The sequence below is a fragment of the Natronosalvus sp. KLKA75 genome, from assembly GCF_059736265.1.
Map to the genome: position 1 here is coordinate 1,398,126 of NZ_CM185522.1, position 14,792 is coordinate 1,412,917.

Annotated in this window: 10 protein-coding genes; 4 read left to right on the top strand and 6 right to left on the bottom strand. The window is 60.0% G+C overall.

Annotation, left to right across the window (positions count from 1 at the left end; genetic code table 11):
• Positions 1 to 9: 9 nt before the first annotated feature.
• Positions 10 to 2,052 carry a hypothetical protein gene (locus AC6I65_RS06830; RefSeq protein WP_497901180.1) on the bottom strand — a complete coding sequence of 681 codons (2,043 nt, stop codon included), beginning with the start codon at positions 2,050 to 2,052 and terminating at the stop codon, positions 10 to 12.
• 304 nt (positions 2,053 to 2,356) lie between these two features.
• Complete coding sequence (locus AC6I65_RS06835; protein WP_497901181.1) at positions 2,357 to 3,322, bottom strand: hypothetical protein; 966 nt, start codon at positions 3,320 to 3,322, stop codon at positions 2,357 to 2,359.
• A 339-nt stretch (positions 3,323 to 3,661) separates the two neighbouring features.
• Here AC6I65_RS06835 and AC6I65_RS06840 point away from each other — a divergent pair, with 339 nt between their 5' ends.
• Both AC6I65_RS06840 and AC6I65_RS06845 read left to right on the top strand, forming a co-directional pair.
• On the top strand, positions 3,662 to 4,897 hold the full coding sequence (locus AC6I65_RS06840) for a carboxylate--amine ligase (RefSeq protein WP_497901182.1): 1,236 nt from the start codon (positions 3,662 to 3,664) through the stop codon (positions 4,895 to 4,897).
• A gap of 220 nt (positions 4,898 to 5,117) precedes the next feature.
• Positions 5,118 to 6,947, top strand: coding sequence for a putative glycosyltransferase family protein (locus AC6I65_RS06845; RefSeq protein WP_497901183.1), 1,830 nt, complete (start codon positions 5,118 to 5,120; stop codon positions 6,945 to 6,947).
• A 70-nt stretch (positions 6,948 to 7,017) separates the two neighbouring features.
• Here AC6I65_RS06845 and AC6I65_RS06850 read toward each other — a convergent pair whose 3' ends face one another.
• On the bottom strand, positions 7,018 to 8,577 hold the full coding sequence (locus AC6I65_RS06850) for a right-handed parallel beta-helix repeat-containing protein (RefSeq protein ID WP_497901184.1): 1,560 nt from the start codon (positions 8,575 to 8,577) through the stop codon (positions 7,018 to 7,020).
• Positions 8,578 to 8,885: 308 nt separating this feature from the next.
• On the opposite strand from AC6I65_RS06850, the gene AC6I65_RS06855 reads away from it, so the two are divergent.
• The gene (locus AC6I65_RS06855) at positions 8,886 to 9,926 is read left to right on the top strand and encodes a GNAT family N-acetyltransferase (RefSeq protein WP_497901185.1); all 1,041 of its coding nucleotides are present in this window, start codon (positions 8,886 to 8,888) and stop codon (positions 9,924 to 9,926) included.
• Between the two features lie 112 nt (positions 9,927 to 10,038).
• Here AC6I65_RS06855 and AC6I65_RS06860 read toward each other — a convergent pair whose 3' ends face one another.
• Positions 10,039 to 11,496, bottom strand: coding sequence for an oligosaccharide flippase family protein (locus tag AC6I65_RS06860; protein WP_497901186.1), 1,458 nt, complete (start codon positions 11,494 to 11,496; stop codon positions 10,039 to 10,041).
• Positions 11,497 to 11,621: 125 nt separating this feature from the next.
• Complete coding sequence (locus tag AC6I65_RS06865; protein ID WP_497901187.1) at positions 11,622 to 12,722, bottom strand: peptidoglycan bridge formation glycyltransferase FemA/FemB family protein; 1,101 nt, start codon at positions 12,720 to 12,722, stop codon at positions 11,622 to 11,624.
• A gap of 543 nt (positions 12,723 to 13,265) precedes the next feature.
• Here AC6I65_RS06865 and AC6I65_RS06870 point away from each other — a divergent pair.
• Positions 13,266 to 13,535: a DUF8044 family membrane protein gene (locus AC6I65_RS06870; protein ID WP_497901188.1), complete on the top strand. Its 270-nt coding sequence runs from the start codon at positions 13,266 to 13,268 to the stop codon at positions 13,533 to 13,535.
• 138 nt (positions 13,536 to 13,673) lie between these two features.
• Here AC6I65_RS06870 and AC6I65_RS06875 read toward each other — a convergent pair whose 3' ends face one another.
• Positions 13,674 to 14,540: a DUF7982 domain-containing protein gene (locus tag AC6I65_RS06875; protein WP_497901189.1), complete on the bottom strand. Its 867-nt coding sequence runs from the start codon at positions 14,538 to 14,540 to the stop codon at positions 13,674 to 13,676.
• Between the last annotated feature and the right edge of the window lie 252 nt (positions 14,541 to 14,792).

A 14,792-nucleotide genomic window follows, 5' to 3' on the forward strand; every position in this document is an offset into this window, starting at 1 on the left:
GGTCGTCTCCTAGAGGTCGTCGACGGCGACTTCCTCGCCGTTCCATTCGAGCCAGAAGGCGGGGTCGGCGTCGGAATCGGCGTTCTCGGCCTCGAAGGTGACGATGTCACCCTCGACGGCGAAGCCGTCTCCCCAGCCGTTGCCCGTCAAACCCTCGACCTCGTAGTACCCGGTCTCGTAGTAGGTGATGGTATCGTTGTCGTTCGCCGAGACAGGGTTTCCGGAGGGCGACGTCTCGAGGTCGGCGACGGTGACGGGACCGTTGGCGACGAATCGATAGCGCACCCGATCTGCTCCCGGTTCGGTCAGGATTGCGAACTCGGCCGGTTCTGGATCGGTGTCTTCGCTCCCACCGGTTAGATCGGCGACGGTGACTTCTTCGCCGTTCCACTCGAGCCAGAAGGCGGGGTCGGCGTCGGAATCGGCGTTCTCGGCTTCGAAGGTGACGATGTCACCCTCGAGGACGAAGCCGTCACCCCAGCCGTTGCCCGTCAAACCCTCGACCTCGTAGGTGCCATCCTCGCGCTCGGTGATCGTGTCGTTGCCGTTCGCCGAGACGGAATTGCCGGAGGGCGAGGTGCCGAGGTCGGCGGTCGAGACGGGGCCGTCGGCGACGAACCGGTAACGGACGCGGTCGGCACCGGGTTCCGTCAGGATCGCCAGTTCGTTCTCGCTCTTGGAATCGTCTTCTGTTCCTTCTTCATCGTCACCGACCAGGTCGGCGACGGCGACTTCTTCGCCGTTCCACTCGAGCCAGAAGGCGGGGTCGGCATCGGAATCGGCGTTTTCGGCCTCGAAAGCGACAATTTCGCCGTCTATGGCGAAACCATCGCCCCAGCCGTTGCCCGTCAATCCCTCAACCCTGTAGGTGCCGTCCTCGCGCTCAGTGATCGTGTCGTTGCCGTTTGCCGAGACGGAATTGCCAGAGGGCGAGGTGCCAAGGTCGGCAGTCGAGACGGGGCCGTCGGCGACGAACCGGTAACTGACGCGATCGGCACCGGCTTCTGTCAGGATTGCCAGTTCGTTTTGGTCCCCGGTATCGTCTGTCTCCTCCCCTTCGTCTCCACCGTCACCGCTCTCTCCACCGTCGTAGTTCAGCCAGTCTTCGCGGGTTCCGTTGACCAGCATCACGTGGTCGTCGAAATAAATCGTGTGCGGATCGTTGTCCTGGTAGAGGTCGTACCCGAGTGGTCCCGCGTATTCGATCCCGTTTCCGTCGGCGGACCGCCACGCGAGGTTCTCCCGCTCGTAGGCGAGTTCGTCGTTCACCCACGCACGGAAGACGCCGTCGTTGTTCATCGACCCGCTCGAAGTGTACGTATTCAGCTTCTGGTAGGTTTCGACCTTCACCCACTCGTTCATCGGCATCTGGACCCGGTTGCCGTACTCGATGTACGGGGTCGTGCTGTCGGTGAGTCGCGCGTCGTAAGAGTAGACGAAGAACGTGTACGTGTCGGGGTGGTCGTGGTTCTCCCGACGGGTGAAACCGACCCGGACCGACCATCCGTCTTCGCCCGTGAACGGCGGTGGCGTGGCGAAGTTCCCGCTGTCCTGGTCTTGCTCGCTCCGTAACCCGGCCCAGAAGATCCGCATCGTGTTGTTCTCCGAGAGCCACATCCCGTTCGGGTGGACGTAGAACCGCTGGTACAGCTCGTCGACGTCCGCCCCGTAATGGTCGTCGAACGGGTACACCGTGTTCGCGCTCATCTGGTCGCCGTCGAGGTAGTGTGCGCAACTCGTCTCTCCCGTTCGAGAGGTGCTCGACGTGATGTCGGGGCTCGTACTCGAGCGCTGGTTCCACACGTCGTAGACGTCACCCAGGCCGTTGTACGATGACGACGGATCGTAGTACTGGTCGTAATCGATCTCGATCAGATCCTGGTCGTGAGAATCGGCCGCGGCGGTGCCCGAACTCAGGAGTGCCCCACCGGCGATCGCGGTCGAACCGAGTACCTTGAGATACGTTCTCCGTTCGATGTCGTTCGCCGTCCCGTTCTCTTTGCCGTTTTCCAGTGTGCTATCGATTGCTCGTTTCGAGCGCTCACGTGCCATGCAACTTGACTAGCCAACTATGCTGACCTCAACGCTCTCATGAACATATCGGAACTTTATACGTCGATGAGTTACTGTCAGGTTGTCTGTAGTGTCCTCGTCCAACCACGGAAAACGATACCCGTACTCGAGATACACGAACCGATTAAAGGGGGTATTCAGTACCGTTAGACTCGATTCACGGATCAGATAGTAGTAATCGCCTGCGGATCAGAGCGGTCGCTCGAGTGAAAAGATCGACACGTATACGCCCGTTCGCCAGTTCTCATCGGCGCGCAATCGAATCGAACGCCGCCTGTGGACGTCAGGACTTCGTAGGCGACACGATATTTTCGGGAATTCCGCCGACGACGATGTGATGATCGTCGAAGTAAACGGTCTCACCGTTCTGATTTGACCCCCACCAGTAGCCGTAGGGGCCGGCCTCCTCGATACCCTGTCCTGGAACGCTGGTCCAGCGGTAGTCGGTTCGCTCGAACGCCAGTTCGCCGTTCACCCAGACGCGGATTTCGCCGTCGGCGTTCGCCTGACCGCCCTCTACCGTATTCAGTACCTGGTGACACCGGATGTCGTTCCACTCGTTCATTCGAACGTCCGTCTCGGTGACGTTCAATTCGGGGACCGGGTTTACCTGATCCATGTGGTAGACGTAGACGAAGAGCGGGTACTCGTCGGGATGGTTGTGAGATCCACGTCGGGCGTACCCCAGTCGGACCGACCACCCGTCCTTGCCGTTCGGGATATCTTCCTGGCTCGTCCCACCCGACGACGTCGGTCCGTTCCGAAGTCCTGCCCAGAAGAACCGGAAGGTCCCCCTGTCCGCCAGTGTCATCCCGTTCGGGTGGAATCGAAATCGCTGGTACGTCTCGTCTACGACGCCGCCGTGATTGGCGTCGAACGAGTAGACCGTATTGGCAGTCATCTGGTTCCCCTGGAAGTGGTGTGCGAGACACCGGTCCCCGGTTCCTGGCTGATCGACCGCAATCTCCGGATCGGCTCCCGAGCGGTGATTCCACACGCGGTAGACGTCTTCCAGACCGTTGTACCTCGACGAGGCATCGTAGCTCTCGCCGTAATCGATGTCGATGAACTCGAGGTCGGTCGCCTCTGAACCGTCCACCTCCCCTCGAACTGCGCTCGAGAACAACGCTCCCGTCGCCGTTGCCCCGAGCAGTGAGAGATACGAGCGTCGGCCGAGCGTGCCCCGTTTCGTTCGCCGCGTATCGCCACGGGGCTCGTCGCCGGAAACATCAGATTGCTTGCCTCGCATACAAAAACGATGAAGTAACCTCCGGTTATCAACCTTGTCGTGTGAAAATCGTACATTTATCTCATAAATAAGGACAAGAACTTCTATTTCGAAAGACATTCGAGCTCAGAGACTATACTGGCAGTCCGAAGAGGTGAACCGACCGATCTGGCCTTCGGAGCGGACCCTGGAAGAGCGACGTTCGCGTATTCGGTTCGTGATCGTGACGGTTTTGCTTGTTGCTACGCCGGTCAATCACGCAGTCAGTGAAGCGACTCGAACGGGAAAACAGGCGTTACCGAACGCAATGATCGAGTACCACCGGTTGGCTTTTCACGGAGGGTGGTGGTTACGAACCCTATGTGTGCCGATCCGACGGTCCTCCTCCTCGATGGGGATTACCCGACCGCGCTGACCGTCGCGAAGGAACTCTCCGAGGATCTCAGTGTGACGATCGTCGGCGTCGGAACGACCCGATACAGCCGACTGCTCCGGTCGAGATACTGCGACGAGAGAATCATCGCCCCTCCACCGGAGAGCGAGGGATACGCCGACGCCCTCGAGTCGGCGGTTCAGACCTATCGCCCGGACTTCGTCTTGCCGGTCGGGTACCAATCAACGGTTGCAATCGACCGACTTCGGTCGACCCTTCCTTCCTCTGTTTCCACCTCTCTCCCCTCGAGCGAGTCGCTCCGTACCGGTGCCGACAAGTCCGCCGTCCTCGACCGTGCGGCCCGTCTCGGGATCGACGTTCCGGCGGAGTACTCGAGCGTCGTCGAGCGAATCGACGCGAACGGGCGGCCGAGGGGTGCACTCGACCAACTAAACTTTCCCGTCTTTCTCAAGGCCAGACACGAATCCGGCGGTGGCGAGACGACGGCTCGAGTCGACGACCCTGCTCGCTTTTGGCGGACTTACGACCGCATTGCGGCGGTCGCTCCGGGCGGGGACGTACTCGTCCAGGAGCTAATCGAGGGGACGGGGTCGACCTACGGAGTCGGCGTTCTCTGTTCGGACAACGATGTCGTGCTCAGGTTCAGTCACGAGGAACTTCGGTCCGTTCCTCGATGGGGTGGAAGTGGGACGCATCTTCGAACCTACCGAAACCCCTCTCTCGAGGCGCAGGCGACGGACTTGTTACAGGATCTGGGGTGGCACGGAATCGCACTCGTCGAGTTCAAGCGCCGTCCCAATGGGTCGTTCGTGCTCATGGAGGTGAACCCGAAGTTCTGGGCGTCGTACGCGCTGGCTAGCGAACGTGGCTACCGATTCGCCTCGACAATGGTCGCATCCGCTCTCGACCTGGACGTCGATCTCCCCGTCAGGACTATCGGAACGGTCGACGAGATGGTATTCCCGCTTCGGGAACTCCAGTACTGCGTTCGGCAACCGACCCGGAACGAAATCTCGACCGCTCTCAGGACGGTACTGACCCCAGGGGCGAAGTGGAGTCTCGACTGGACCGATCCCGTCGCCTGGCTGATGCCACCTGTCGCCGCGATGGAACGAGTCCCCGACGTAGAGGCTCGACTCGAGGCCGCTGTCGAGTCCGTAACTGGCCGTCGATCGCGGAACGCAGGGGAGGATCGACGATGACAGGCTTCGGTGGGACATGGACCGACGATGACGGGTCTCAGCGAGCCGATCGTGGACCCTGCACTGGCCGCTCCAACGAGGACGTCAGCCGGGTCGCACGTCTCGAGCGTGCCTCTATCGGGGTAATCGTCCGGAACTGGAAGCGGTTTTCGAACGTGCCTCGAGAAGAATCCCCCAGCCAACGATCGCTGAGAGGCGGCCAGGAGGAGCGTGATGATACATGAGGACGATGTTCGACCACGCCTACCTCGTATCGAAGGTTCTTCTGATTCCCCTCGCCGTCCTGGGCGTCGCTGGTCCATTCGTCGTCGGTCGTGTGAACCTCTCGATCTTGGGACTCTACCTGGCTCTGCCGATGACGCTGGCCGTCGTCGTACTGTGGCGCGGAGGGAAGCGTCACTACCGAGAGCCGGTCGAATGGATCGCCGTCGACTGGCGAGTGTTCTCCATCGGTTTTCACCTCGCCGTCTCGAGCCTCGTCGTCTCGCTTGCGATTTACGACGTCCGTCCTCTCGCGTTCTTCGTCGGACTCGCCGTCCTGTACGGACTGATCATCGTGTTGATCTGGTTGCCCAGCCTCGGTTCCGGTCGCACGCCGATCTGTCTGTACCACATGGTCGTCGCCTTCGCGCTCACCGTGTTCAGCGTGACGTTGAAGTACGACTTTTTTATCGGGAACACGGATTTGATCGTCCACGTCTCGCTGATCGATTCGCTCGTCGAAAGCGGTGCGCCAGTGTCGTTGGAACTGTACGAACCGTTCCAGCTGTGGCACGTGTACGCGGCGACGACGCACCAGTTGTTGGGCGGTTACCTGACGACCCACCGAACGGTGTACGTGCTCAGCGGGGTACTGTTTGGTGCCGGCATCCTCGCAGCGTACGGATTCGGACGGCGGGTCACGCTGAACGAACGAGTAGCGCTCCTGACCGCGCTGTTCACGATATTCCATCCGTTTTACACCTTCTACGGAATGTACTCGATTCCACGGAGCGTCACCTCGATCGTCTTTCTCGCGCTCCTCGTCACCCTTCTCGGCCGGACGGCCCCCGGCATGCGCCTCGCTGGCCTGGTGTTTCTCGTCGCGATCGTCGTCTACCACCCCGTCTCTATCCCGTTCGTGTTCATCATCATGACCATCGTCTACGCGGTCGAACGAATCGTCAGGCGCTCGTCTGCGGTCGGGGCCCAACCGCCGACCGTCGACTCCTTCACGATGGTAACCACGGGGCTGGTGACGCTCACCTACTGGCTGTACGCGGCCGAACCCCTGGTCGAAACGATTATCGGAGCACTGACGAGCGCCGCGTCGGGTTCTCGAACCGAACCGCCACCGCAGGGGGTCGTCGCCAGCCCGTGGGCGGAGGTCGCAAACTACGTCCCGTACTCGTTTTTCATCTTCTTCATGCTCCTCGGCGCTTTGCTGTGGCTCCGGGACGACACGCGCGAGTGGATCGCCACCGGCGTCATCGGCATTTCCGCGCTGCTACTCGTGCCCCTCTCCGTCCCGGGGCCCACACTCCTCCTCGAGGGCCTCGCCGGGATCAACATTAATCGGTTCGTCCACTACACGTACATGCTCTTCGCGCTGACGGGGGCCATCGGCGCGTATCGGCTGTTCTCTCGAGGCGGATTCAAATACTTCGTCGTTCTCGTGCTTGTGCTATCGCTCTTCGGCTTCACCGCGGTCTCGAACGACTTTGTCGCGAGGGACAACCCCGCCGTCGAACGGCCGTTCTATACCTACTACCTGACCGAGCAGGAACGCCAGTCGTACGAGGATATCGACGCGATGTACGACGGGCTGATCGAAACCGATAGGCCGTCGTGTCGATACGTGGGCGAAATGCTCGACGCCGAGTGCGTCGTGGTCGACGCCGGTGCGGAGAACGCGATGTTCGAGGAAGCAGAGAGCGTACTGTTACGAGACGGCGAACTCGAGCGCCGTCCGTTGCAGTTCACGGCGTACGTCGACGACGAGATACCGGTCGAGAACCTGGGTGAGCGTAACCGCGTGTACGACTCCGGTTCAGTCACGTTCTACCGGTAGTGCGGCTCTCTCGTCTCGTAGAGGGCTAAAGCGCCTCCTTCTTGCCTCGAGGCACGACGACGCTGGCCGCTCACTCGACCATCCAGGAGTACCAGTCCCCGTTTCGATAGATTGAGAGTCGCTCCTCGCCTGAATCCGCGTCCGTCCAGGCGACGACGGTGCCCTCACGCCCGTGTTCGTGCCAGTCGCCATCGTCGGCCGGATTCGACGATCCGTTGTCACCGAGTCCATTGACGACCGTTCGAACGTCCGTCGAAATCTCCCCCTGGACGTTGTCGACGGCAACGTCCGGGACGTCGACCTCCAGTACGACATCTTGGCGGTCGGTCTCGAGGGTGACGTCACGGACGACCCCACCCCTGCCCGATTCGAAACGAATCGGGCGCACGGACTCGTATCGACCGCCGATCACGCGACAGTTCTGCGCGCCCCCATTGAACCGTACCGGAATCACGTCGCCGGTGAGCGTACAGGAGCAGTCGAGAAACGCCGTTTCATCCCTGGCGACGATGATCGCGTCCTCCGTAGCACTGGAGTCCTTCTCGCCGAAGAACGTACAGTCTCGAAACGTTACCAGGCCGTCGCCGCCTTCGCCGTTCTCGTTGACGACCGCGATCCGTCGGTCCGCGTCCGATCCCAACCGGGAGCCGGTTATCGTCACCGACCTGCCGGAAGACGCGACCTCGAGTACCGACCGCGACCCCTCGGCGTCGTTGTACCCGTAGCAGTTCTCGAGACGGCAGTCACCGTCTCGAAGCCAGTAGCCGCGGGCGTCGGACAACTCGGAATCGCGAACCCAGACGGCGCTGTCGCGAACGACACCACCGATTCGAATGTTCGAGATGTCGTTGTCGATAGCTGTACAGTTCTCGACGACGACCGACCCGTTCGAACAGTAGAATCCGTTGTCGGCGCAGTTTCGGGCCAGGCTGTGCGTGATCGTTGCGACCGCGTTGTCGGTCGCCTCGACGTACACGCCGGCACCTGGCCCTCCGTTGACGACGCAATCGTAGATCTGTCCGCGACAGTCTTCCATCCCGATCAGTTCGATCATGCGACGCCCGCTCGTCGGCCTGCCCACCGTCATGATATGCTCGAAAATCACGTCTCCGGTCGCGTACGAGACGACGGCCGAGCCTGCGACGCCGTCCTCGTCCTCGACGTTCCGGAAATCGAACTCGAAGCCGCCGATGTATACGTTGTGTCCACTGTACGACCGGGACGGACCAAGCGCGAACACCTTGGAATCGTAGACACCAGCCCCTTCGAACGTCGAGGACGGTTCGATCGTTGCGTTGTAGCCGAGCAACCCGAAGTCTCGAAACGAGTCGTGCTCGAATCCAGCGTCCATCCGGTACGTCCCGGGTGGAAAGAGTACGAGGAGTTCGTCGCCGCCTTCCTCGGCGAGAATTTCCTCCAGAACTGGCGTGACGTCGTCTTCGCCGGTTGGGTCCGCTCCATAGTTGACTACGTCGACGTGTCGCCAGTGATCCGCGAGCGTCGCCTCGGTGGCGTCGGGAGCCGGTACGTTCCCGTCCTCGTCTATATCTGCACCCTGGCTGGACAACATGTAGCCAGTGATTGTCGGTGGGAGGCCACCAACTGCCGTCAGGTACTTCCGGCGGTCCATACGTGGCGAGAGACCACGTGTGGAGGGATACCAATTTCTCAGAAGCATGCCTATATGAACAGTTCAATTTGATATTTCGCCTAAGTATCCGTCGCTGGCAGCATTCTCTGGCAAGAGTGCCAGCTGGATTTACGAACGGACGAACGGCAAGTGGCCGCCACCTGAACCAGGGCTACGGGGATAGAGACACGCCTCCGACGCTGGAGTAATATCGCGTTCCAGTCCCGTACCAGTAGGATAACAAAGGCCATCTCGGACGCACGTACCGACAGTTCGGCCAGTGACGTCCGGTCTCGAGGAACCTAGAGATGAGTATCAGAATATCGGTATTGAACCCCGCCGATCGAGAATCGTGGAACGAATACGTCGACCGGTCGCCGCAAGGATCGGTCTTCCATCGGTACGACGCGCTCAGAACACAGGCGACGTACTCGAACGCCAGACTGTACCCGCTCGTCGGATACAAGGGCCAGGAACCGGTCGGGATCTTTCCCATCTTCGAGAGCCACAAGGGTCCGGTTACGTTCGCGTTCTCCCCACCGCACGGGTTACACGTCCCTATTCTCGGGCCTGCATTGCTCAACATGGGTCAACTCAAGCAACGCAAACGAGAGAAGCGACACAGTCGGTTCATCGACGGGTGTCTCGAGTGGATCGACCGCGAACTCGAGCCCAGGTACACCTCGATTCGAACGTCCTGGCGGTACGACGACGTCCGACCGTTCAAGTGGAACGAGTTCGACGTCCACCCGAGTTACACCTACGTCGTCGACCTCGAGACCGACGAGGAGACATTGATCCGTCGATTCAGTCGAACGACGCGTCGAACCATCCGAAACCATCTCGACGACGAGTACACCGTGGCAGTCGGCGGCGTCGACGAGGCCAGGTGGATCATGGAGCAGGTGGTCAGCCGATTCGAAGAGCAAGGGAAGGCCGCGACGATGTCGCCGTCGTTCGTAGCCGAACTCTACGAACGGCTTCCCGACGGTGTCGTGAATCCGTACGTGCTTTCCGTCGACGGAGACCCCGTCACCGGTACGATTCTCCTCGTGGACGGGGAGACGGCTCACCGATGGCAAGGTGGAACGAAGCCCGGGACGTCTCTTCCAGCGAACGAACTCCTTGAGTGGCGGATGCTCACCGATGCGATGGAACGAGGCGTCCGCGATTACGAACTCGTCGACGCTAACATCCCACGAATTAACGGGTGGAAGTCGAAGTACAATCCGAACGTCCGGACGTACTATACGATGTACCGATCCGGTCGGGGAATGGCCGCCGCCGTTCAGCTGTATCTCAGGCTTCGGGATCGAAACGAACTCGTCACGAAACTCGCACCAGGCTGAGAAAACGGTTCTCGAGTGAGCCGCTCAATTCGAGCCGCAAATTGATTTGAGTCGTTCGGAAGCCGAACGTAGCCTCCAGCGGTCGGATGTACGACGCGTCGGCCTATTCGCGTCATTCGTGGCGGGTCGGAATCCGCTCGATCAGTTCGAGCAACTGACGTTCGACCGTTTTCGGCAGCGCAGTCGCGCTAGCAATCTCCTCGAGGTCGTCACTCGTGATCGCGCCGGTCATGATTGAGGCGACGGCGAACACGACCGCACCGAACGGCGGGACGATCACGAGCGAGAGGATCGACGAGTCGATCGCCCACGAAACGAGAAAGATCGACGTTGCCGACACAGTGATCGTGACGAACGTAGCCCCCCAGCGGATGCCCGCGAGCGGTCGGTACCCCATCCGTCGAGCGATGGCCGTCTGGAACACGACGAGGCTTCCGTAGCCGATCGACGTCGCGACGGCGGCTCCGATCATTCCGTAGCCCGGAATCAACAGTAGGTTTAACAGTACGTTGATCAGCGAGCTGGCGCCCGTCGCGACGAGGAGCGGACGAAGCGATCGCCTGGCCTGGTTGATGGCGAGTGACGGTCTCGCGACCGCGAACCCGAGCACGCCCGGGAGCAGCAACAACAGGGGCGTGACCGCCGGTCGAAACGACTCACCTAAGTAGAGCGGAACGAAGTCAGCTGCCAGCGCAGCGAGGCCGAGTACCAGCAACGTCGTAAACAGGAACACGTACCGCGTAACGATTTGTGATTGTTGCTCGATAGCGTCGATGTCCCCACGCTCCCAGAGGTGCGAGACACGCTGTAAGAGCGCGTACTGAACGGCGATCGGTGCGAACCACAAGACTTCAGCGATCACCAGCGCGCCTTTGTAGTATCCCACGAATTCGTCGGACAACCAGACCTGGAGCAAGAGCACGTCGACGTGGTACAGGGACGTCAAAAAGAGGAAGAAACCGATCGTGCTCGCGGTGTAGGTGAGAATCTGTCGTTTCGGAAGGTCCACACCGCTCGAGAAGAAGGCCTGGCGAACGGGCAACAGACGGCTGACGATTGCCAATCCGAACACGATGGTGAACGCACTGGAGACGATGGATCCGAGCAATACGCCCTCGACGCCGTATCCAAGGTAGACGAACGTGATCGCGAACGCGACGAATAGCGTCTCCTTGACTACTTTTAGCGGTTCCGAGCGAGACTCCAGTTGGAGTCCCATGAGCGTCCACAGGACGTGCGTCGCCAGCTGGTTGAAAACGAGGTACGCGGCAAGCACGTAGAAGAGTGACGTAAACGCCGGTCCGAACGTGGATGCTGCGAGACCCGTGTACGCCGCCAGAGAGAATAGCGTAGCGGCGAGGAGCCCGATGACGAACACCGCTCTGAACACGTACCCGAAGATGGCGGCTTGCCACGCCGCGTCCGACCGCTCGGAGATGTACTTTCGTACCGTATCGCCCGTTCCTGAGACCAGAACGATTCCGACGACGGAGTAGACGGATAGGACGAGCGCGTACCGACCGTACTCGACCGGTCCGAGGAGCCGAACGAGAACTGGTGTGAACCCCACTCCGAGGAGTAAGATGTACGCCTTCGAAACGATGATCGAGACGACCGCGGATGAAAATGAATTGCGCATGGTTCAGACTAGAGCGTGCGTTTGCCCCGGTGACTGCATGCTACTCGGAAGTTTGATCACGAGAAAACCCGACCAACGACTCTCGATTTAATTTCTGCCGTTCTCTCTTGCACGGACCCAGGGGTAATCGATGTCGAGGACGTAACCCATCGGTGAGCGACGCGTCCGCCGTTCAGCGCCGCCAGGGCGACCTGTGGATAGCCCCGCTCCCACGTAAGACTGGGGGCCGCGTGGGTAGCGAAGCGTTCCTTGAATCGAAACAGTCCGTTTCGAAAGTCGGGCTCCGTTCCACGGAAGTTGTACGTCTCGTAGCCATTGTCGATGGCCCACTTAATGGCGTGTTCGTGGATCAACTCCGATGCGTTGTACTCGAAATGATCCTCCGTAACGCCCGAACAGAGATAGTGAAGCATCGACCGTTCGTCGTCCAGCACGAACAGCATCAGTCCGCGTCGTTCTCCGTCGACGTGGAGCGAGAATATCTTGATCCGTTCGGGGAGGTTGCGAAGTTCGAGAAAGAACGCTCGAGTCAATCGGGTGCCACCGACACGTTCCGCGACATCGGTATAATTCGAGTGCATCTCGCTGAGGACTGCTCTGGTCAGTTCTTCCTCGACGACCTCCCCGTCGTGATCGTGTCCTCGCCTGATCGCTCGTCGCCTCGAGCTATCCATCTCGGCGAGGAGGGCGTCCCAGTCGCGCGACGTATCGAGGAACATGTCACAGTTAGTAATTCGCAGGTTGTACCCGTGTTCCAGGAAGCTATCGTGGTATCGAACGTAGGACGAATCGACGTTACTGATCTGGTGAAATCGAACCGACCCATCACTGAGGCGGGCCGTCGATTCGAGTATTAGATCGAGCGCGGTTTCCTCGTCGCCCATGGCGATTGGACCACCCGAGCCGGGTCTAATACTGTTGAGGCGTCGAACCGGGGTCGACCCAATCGAACTGACGAAGTTTGGAGAAATCGCGATGGGGTTGCCCTTCTTTTCGACGAGTAGATGACGTGGCTCGAGCGGTTGACCCCGTTCGACTGCCCGGAGCCAGCCGTAACGATGGAAGACGCTTCCCAGATCGGCCTGCTCGACGACGTGGTTCCACTGGTTTCTATTGGCCTGTTCGATGCTATCGTGACGCGTTACAGTGAGGGACATAGGGCTTCGTTACGGTCGATTAACGGCCCACAGGGAAGCAGAAATAACTTCGTCCGAATCCTCAGAGTAGTGTGACGTTTTCGACCGTGGCTCGAGGATGAATCGATTCCTGCGACGGCGAAACCCCCATCGATCCTCTCGAGTCGAACCGAGTAGTACTCGTCTGCCCCAATGTCGTTGGTCTTCGTTTCGACGGTTTCGTTAACACTCGACCGATGACGTCGGTCGCAATATCGGACCACCGCTATCAGGTTGAGATAGACGTCTTGCATCGCATATAATTAGATATATAAAATTCCTGACTACCGAAGAGGTCGGTATACCGTTTCAGATACACTGTGAACGGCATCGATTCGGGTGACAGACGGGTCCACATCCGTTCTCCAGCCAGTACTCGATCACTAATTCAGGTCACGAATCGACGAGCGAGGATACGGCTCACAGACGGTGGGGCGAACGTATTCCAACCGTGGATTACTCGAGAAGCGCCACGAATACGGTCGCTATAGTTTTTACCGTGTTGCTCGTTCGATCCATCCACTAATGAGACCGCACCGAATGCGGTTCGTCCTCGTTCAGTGTTCGTGGTTGCTGGGAACGGTACTCGTGCTCTCGATGACCGGATTCTTTACTTACGGCCTGTTTATTCTGTTCTCCGCACTCGGCGTCGCCATCTTGACGAACCTGCTCACCATGTCACACGTGCAGCCACGATGGGTCGATCGACCACGAATCCTCACCAAGGTCTTGCTGGCGGGCGCCGCAGCGGTGCTCTGCTACCGTTTCGTCAGCCTGTTCGTCCTGTCGCCATAGCCAGTGCTCCGTCACGCGTTAATCGATGAGACGAACCGGACACGAATATCGGTTCGTCTCACCACTTCAGGTTCGACACGACACCAGTTCACCGGTGGCAGCCGGGATATCAGCGACAGCCTTCGCTTCGAACGACGCCTACCGATACTCGAGGACCCACGTTCCGTCGTCGGATAGCGCAGTAGCCTCGAACGAGATCCGGCGGTCGAGACCGACTGCGAGACCCACTGCGAGGAAGGAGGCGACCGGATGGTCGAACTGATCCGGGGGGCCGAAGACGTTCCCCGAAATGGTAATCGTGACGACCCCCTCGTCCGGTCGCACGGTCGCGTCGGCGTCCGTGACGAACTCGAAACGGTGTTTGAGCGAATCGGTCAACTGTTCGGTCAGCAGTTCCGGAGAGCTCGCAACTGGTTCGTCCAGTTCCCGCTCGAACTCCCGGAACAGCGTTTCCCCAGTCGGTTCGAGGACGAGTCCACGTTCCTCCGAGTCGACGATAGAGAATCCAGCCGCGTCTTGGACGCCGCCGTCGACGGCGGCCGGGACGAATAGCCGAGCCCCGGATTCGGCGCCGTCCGGGTTCGGCACGTAAATTCGCTCGGTACTCGAACCGAACGTCGTCGTGATCGCCTCGAGGTTAGTCGCACACGTCTCGTACACTTCGGCCCCATCTCTGGCCTCGATCGACCGCGTCCCCGTCACTCCGTACGTTAGAATACTGGCGAACAACCCGATCCCGCCGAGCGAGAAGAGGACTTCACGACCCGCCGATACGACGAACCCAACAGCGAAACAGAACACGCCGATGGCGACGAATCCCGCTATCGTGAGTCGCTCTCGCGTCGTTCGAGCGCCGGTGGGGAACTGTACCGTCCGATCACGAACGACGGAGGTTCTGGCACCGTCGGCTGGGGCAGTTCCTCCTTCGAAAGCCCGCTTTTCACCACCCTGGTCGAACGCAGCGGACGACGCATCCGGCGTACTATCGTACTCTTCCGGGCTCATGTGGGAGTACTCAAATGAGACGGCGGTTCGTTCGAATGGGAGGTCACGTCGACGCACGACCGTGCCATCTGAAGCCAGCGAGGGACGGACAGGCGTCGTGGGCACGAACCAGCTTCGTCCCGCCACCGAGGGACGTGCGAGTAATCGTGGCCGTCTGTGGGGGTCGTCACAGTGTCTCTTCTCAAACTACCGAGGACCACTGCTTTAAATTGCTGGTCGTCAATCACGGTTTACCTGCCGTGAAAGGGTCTA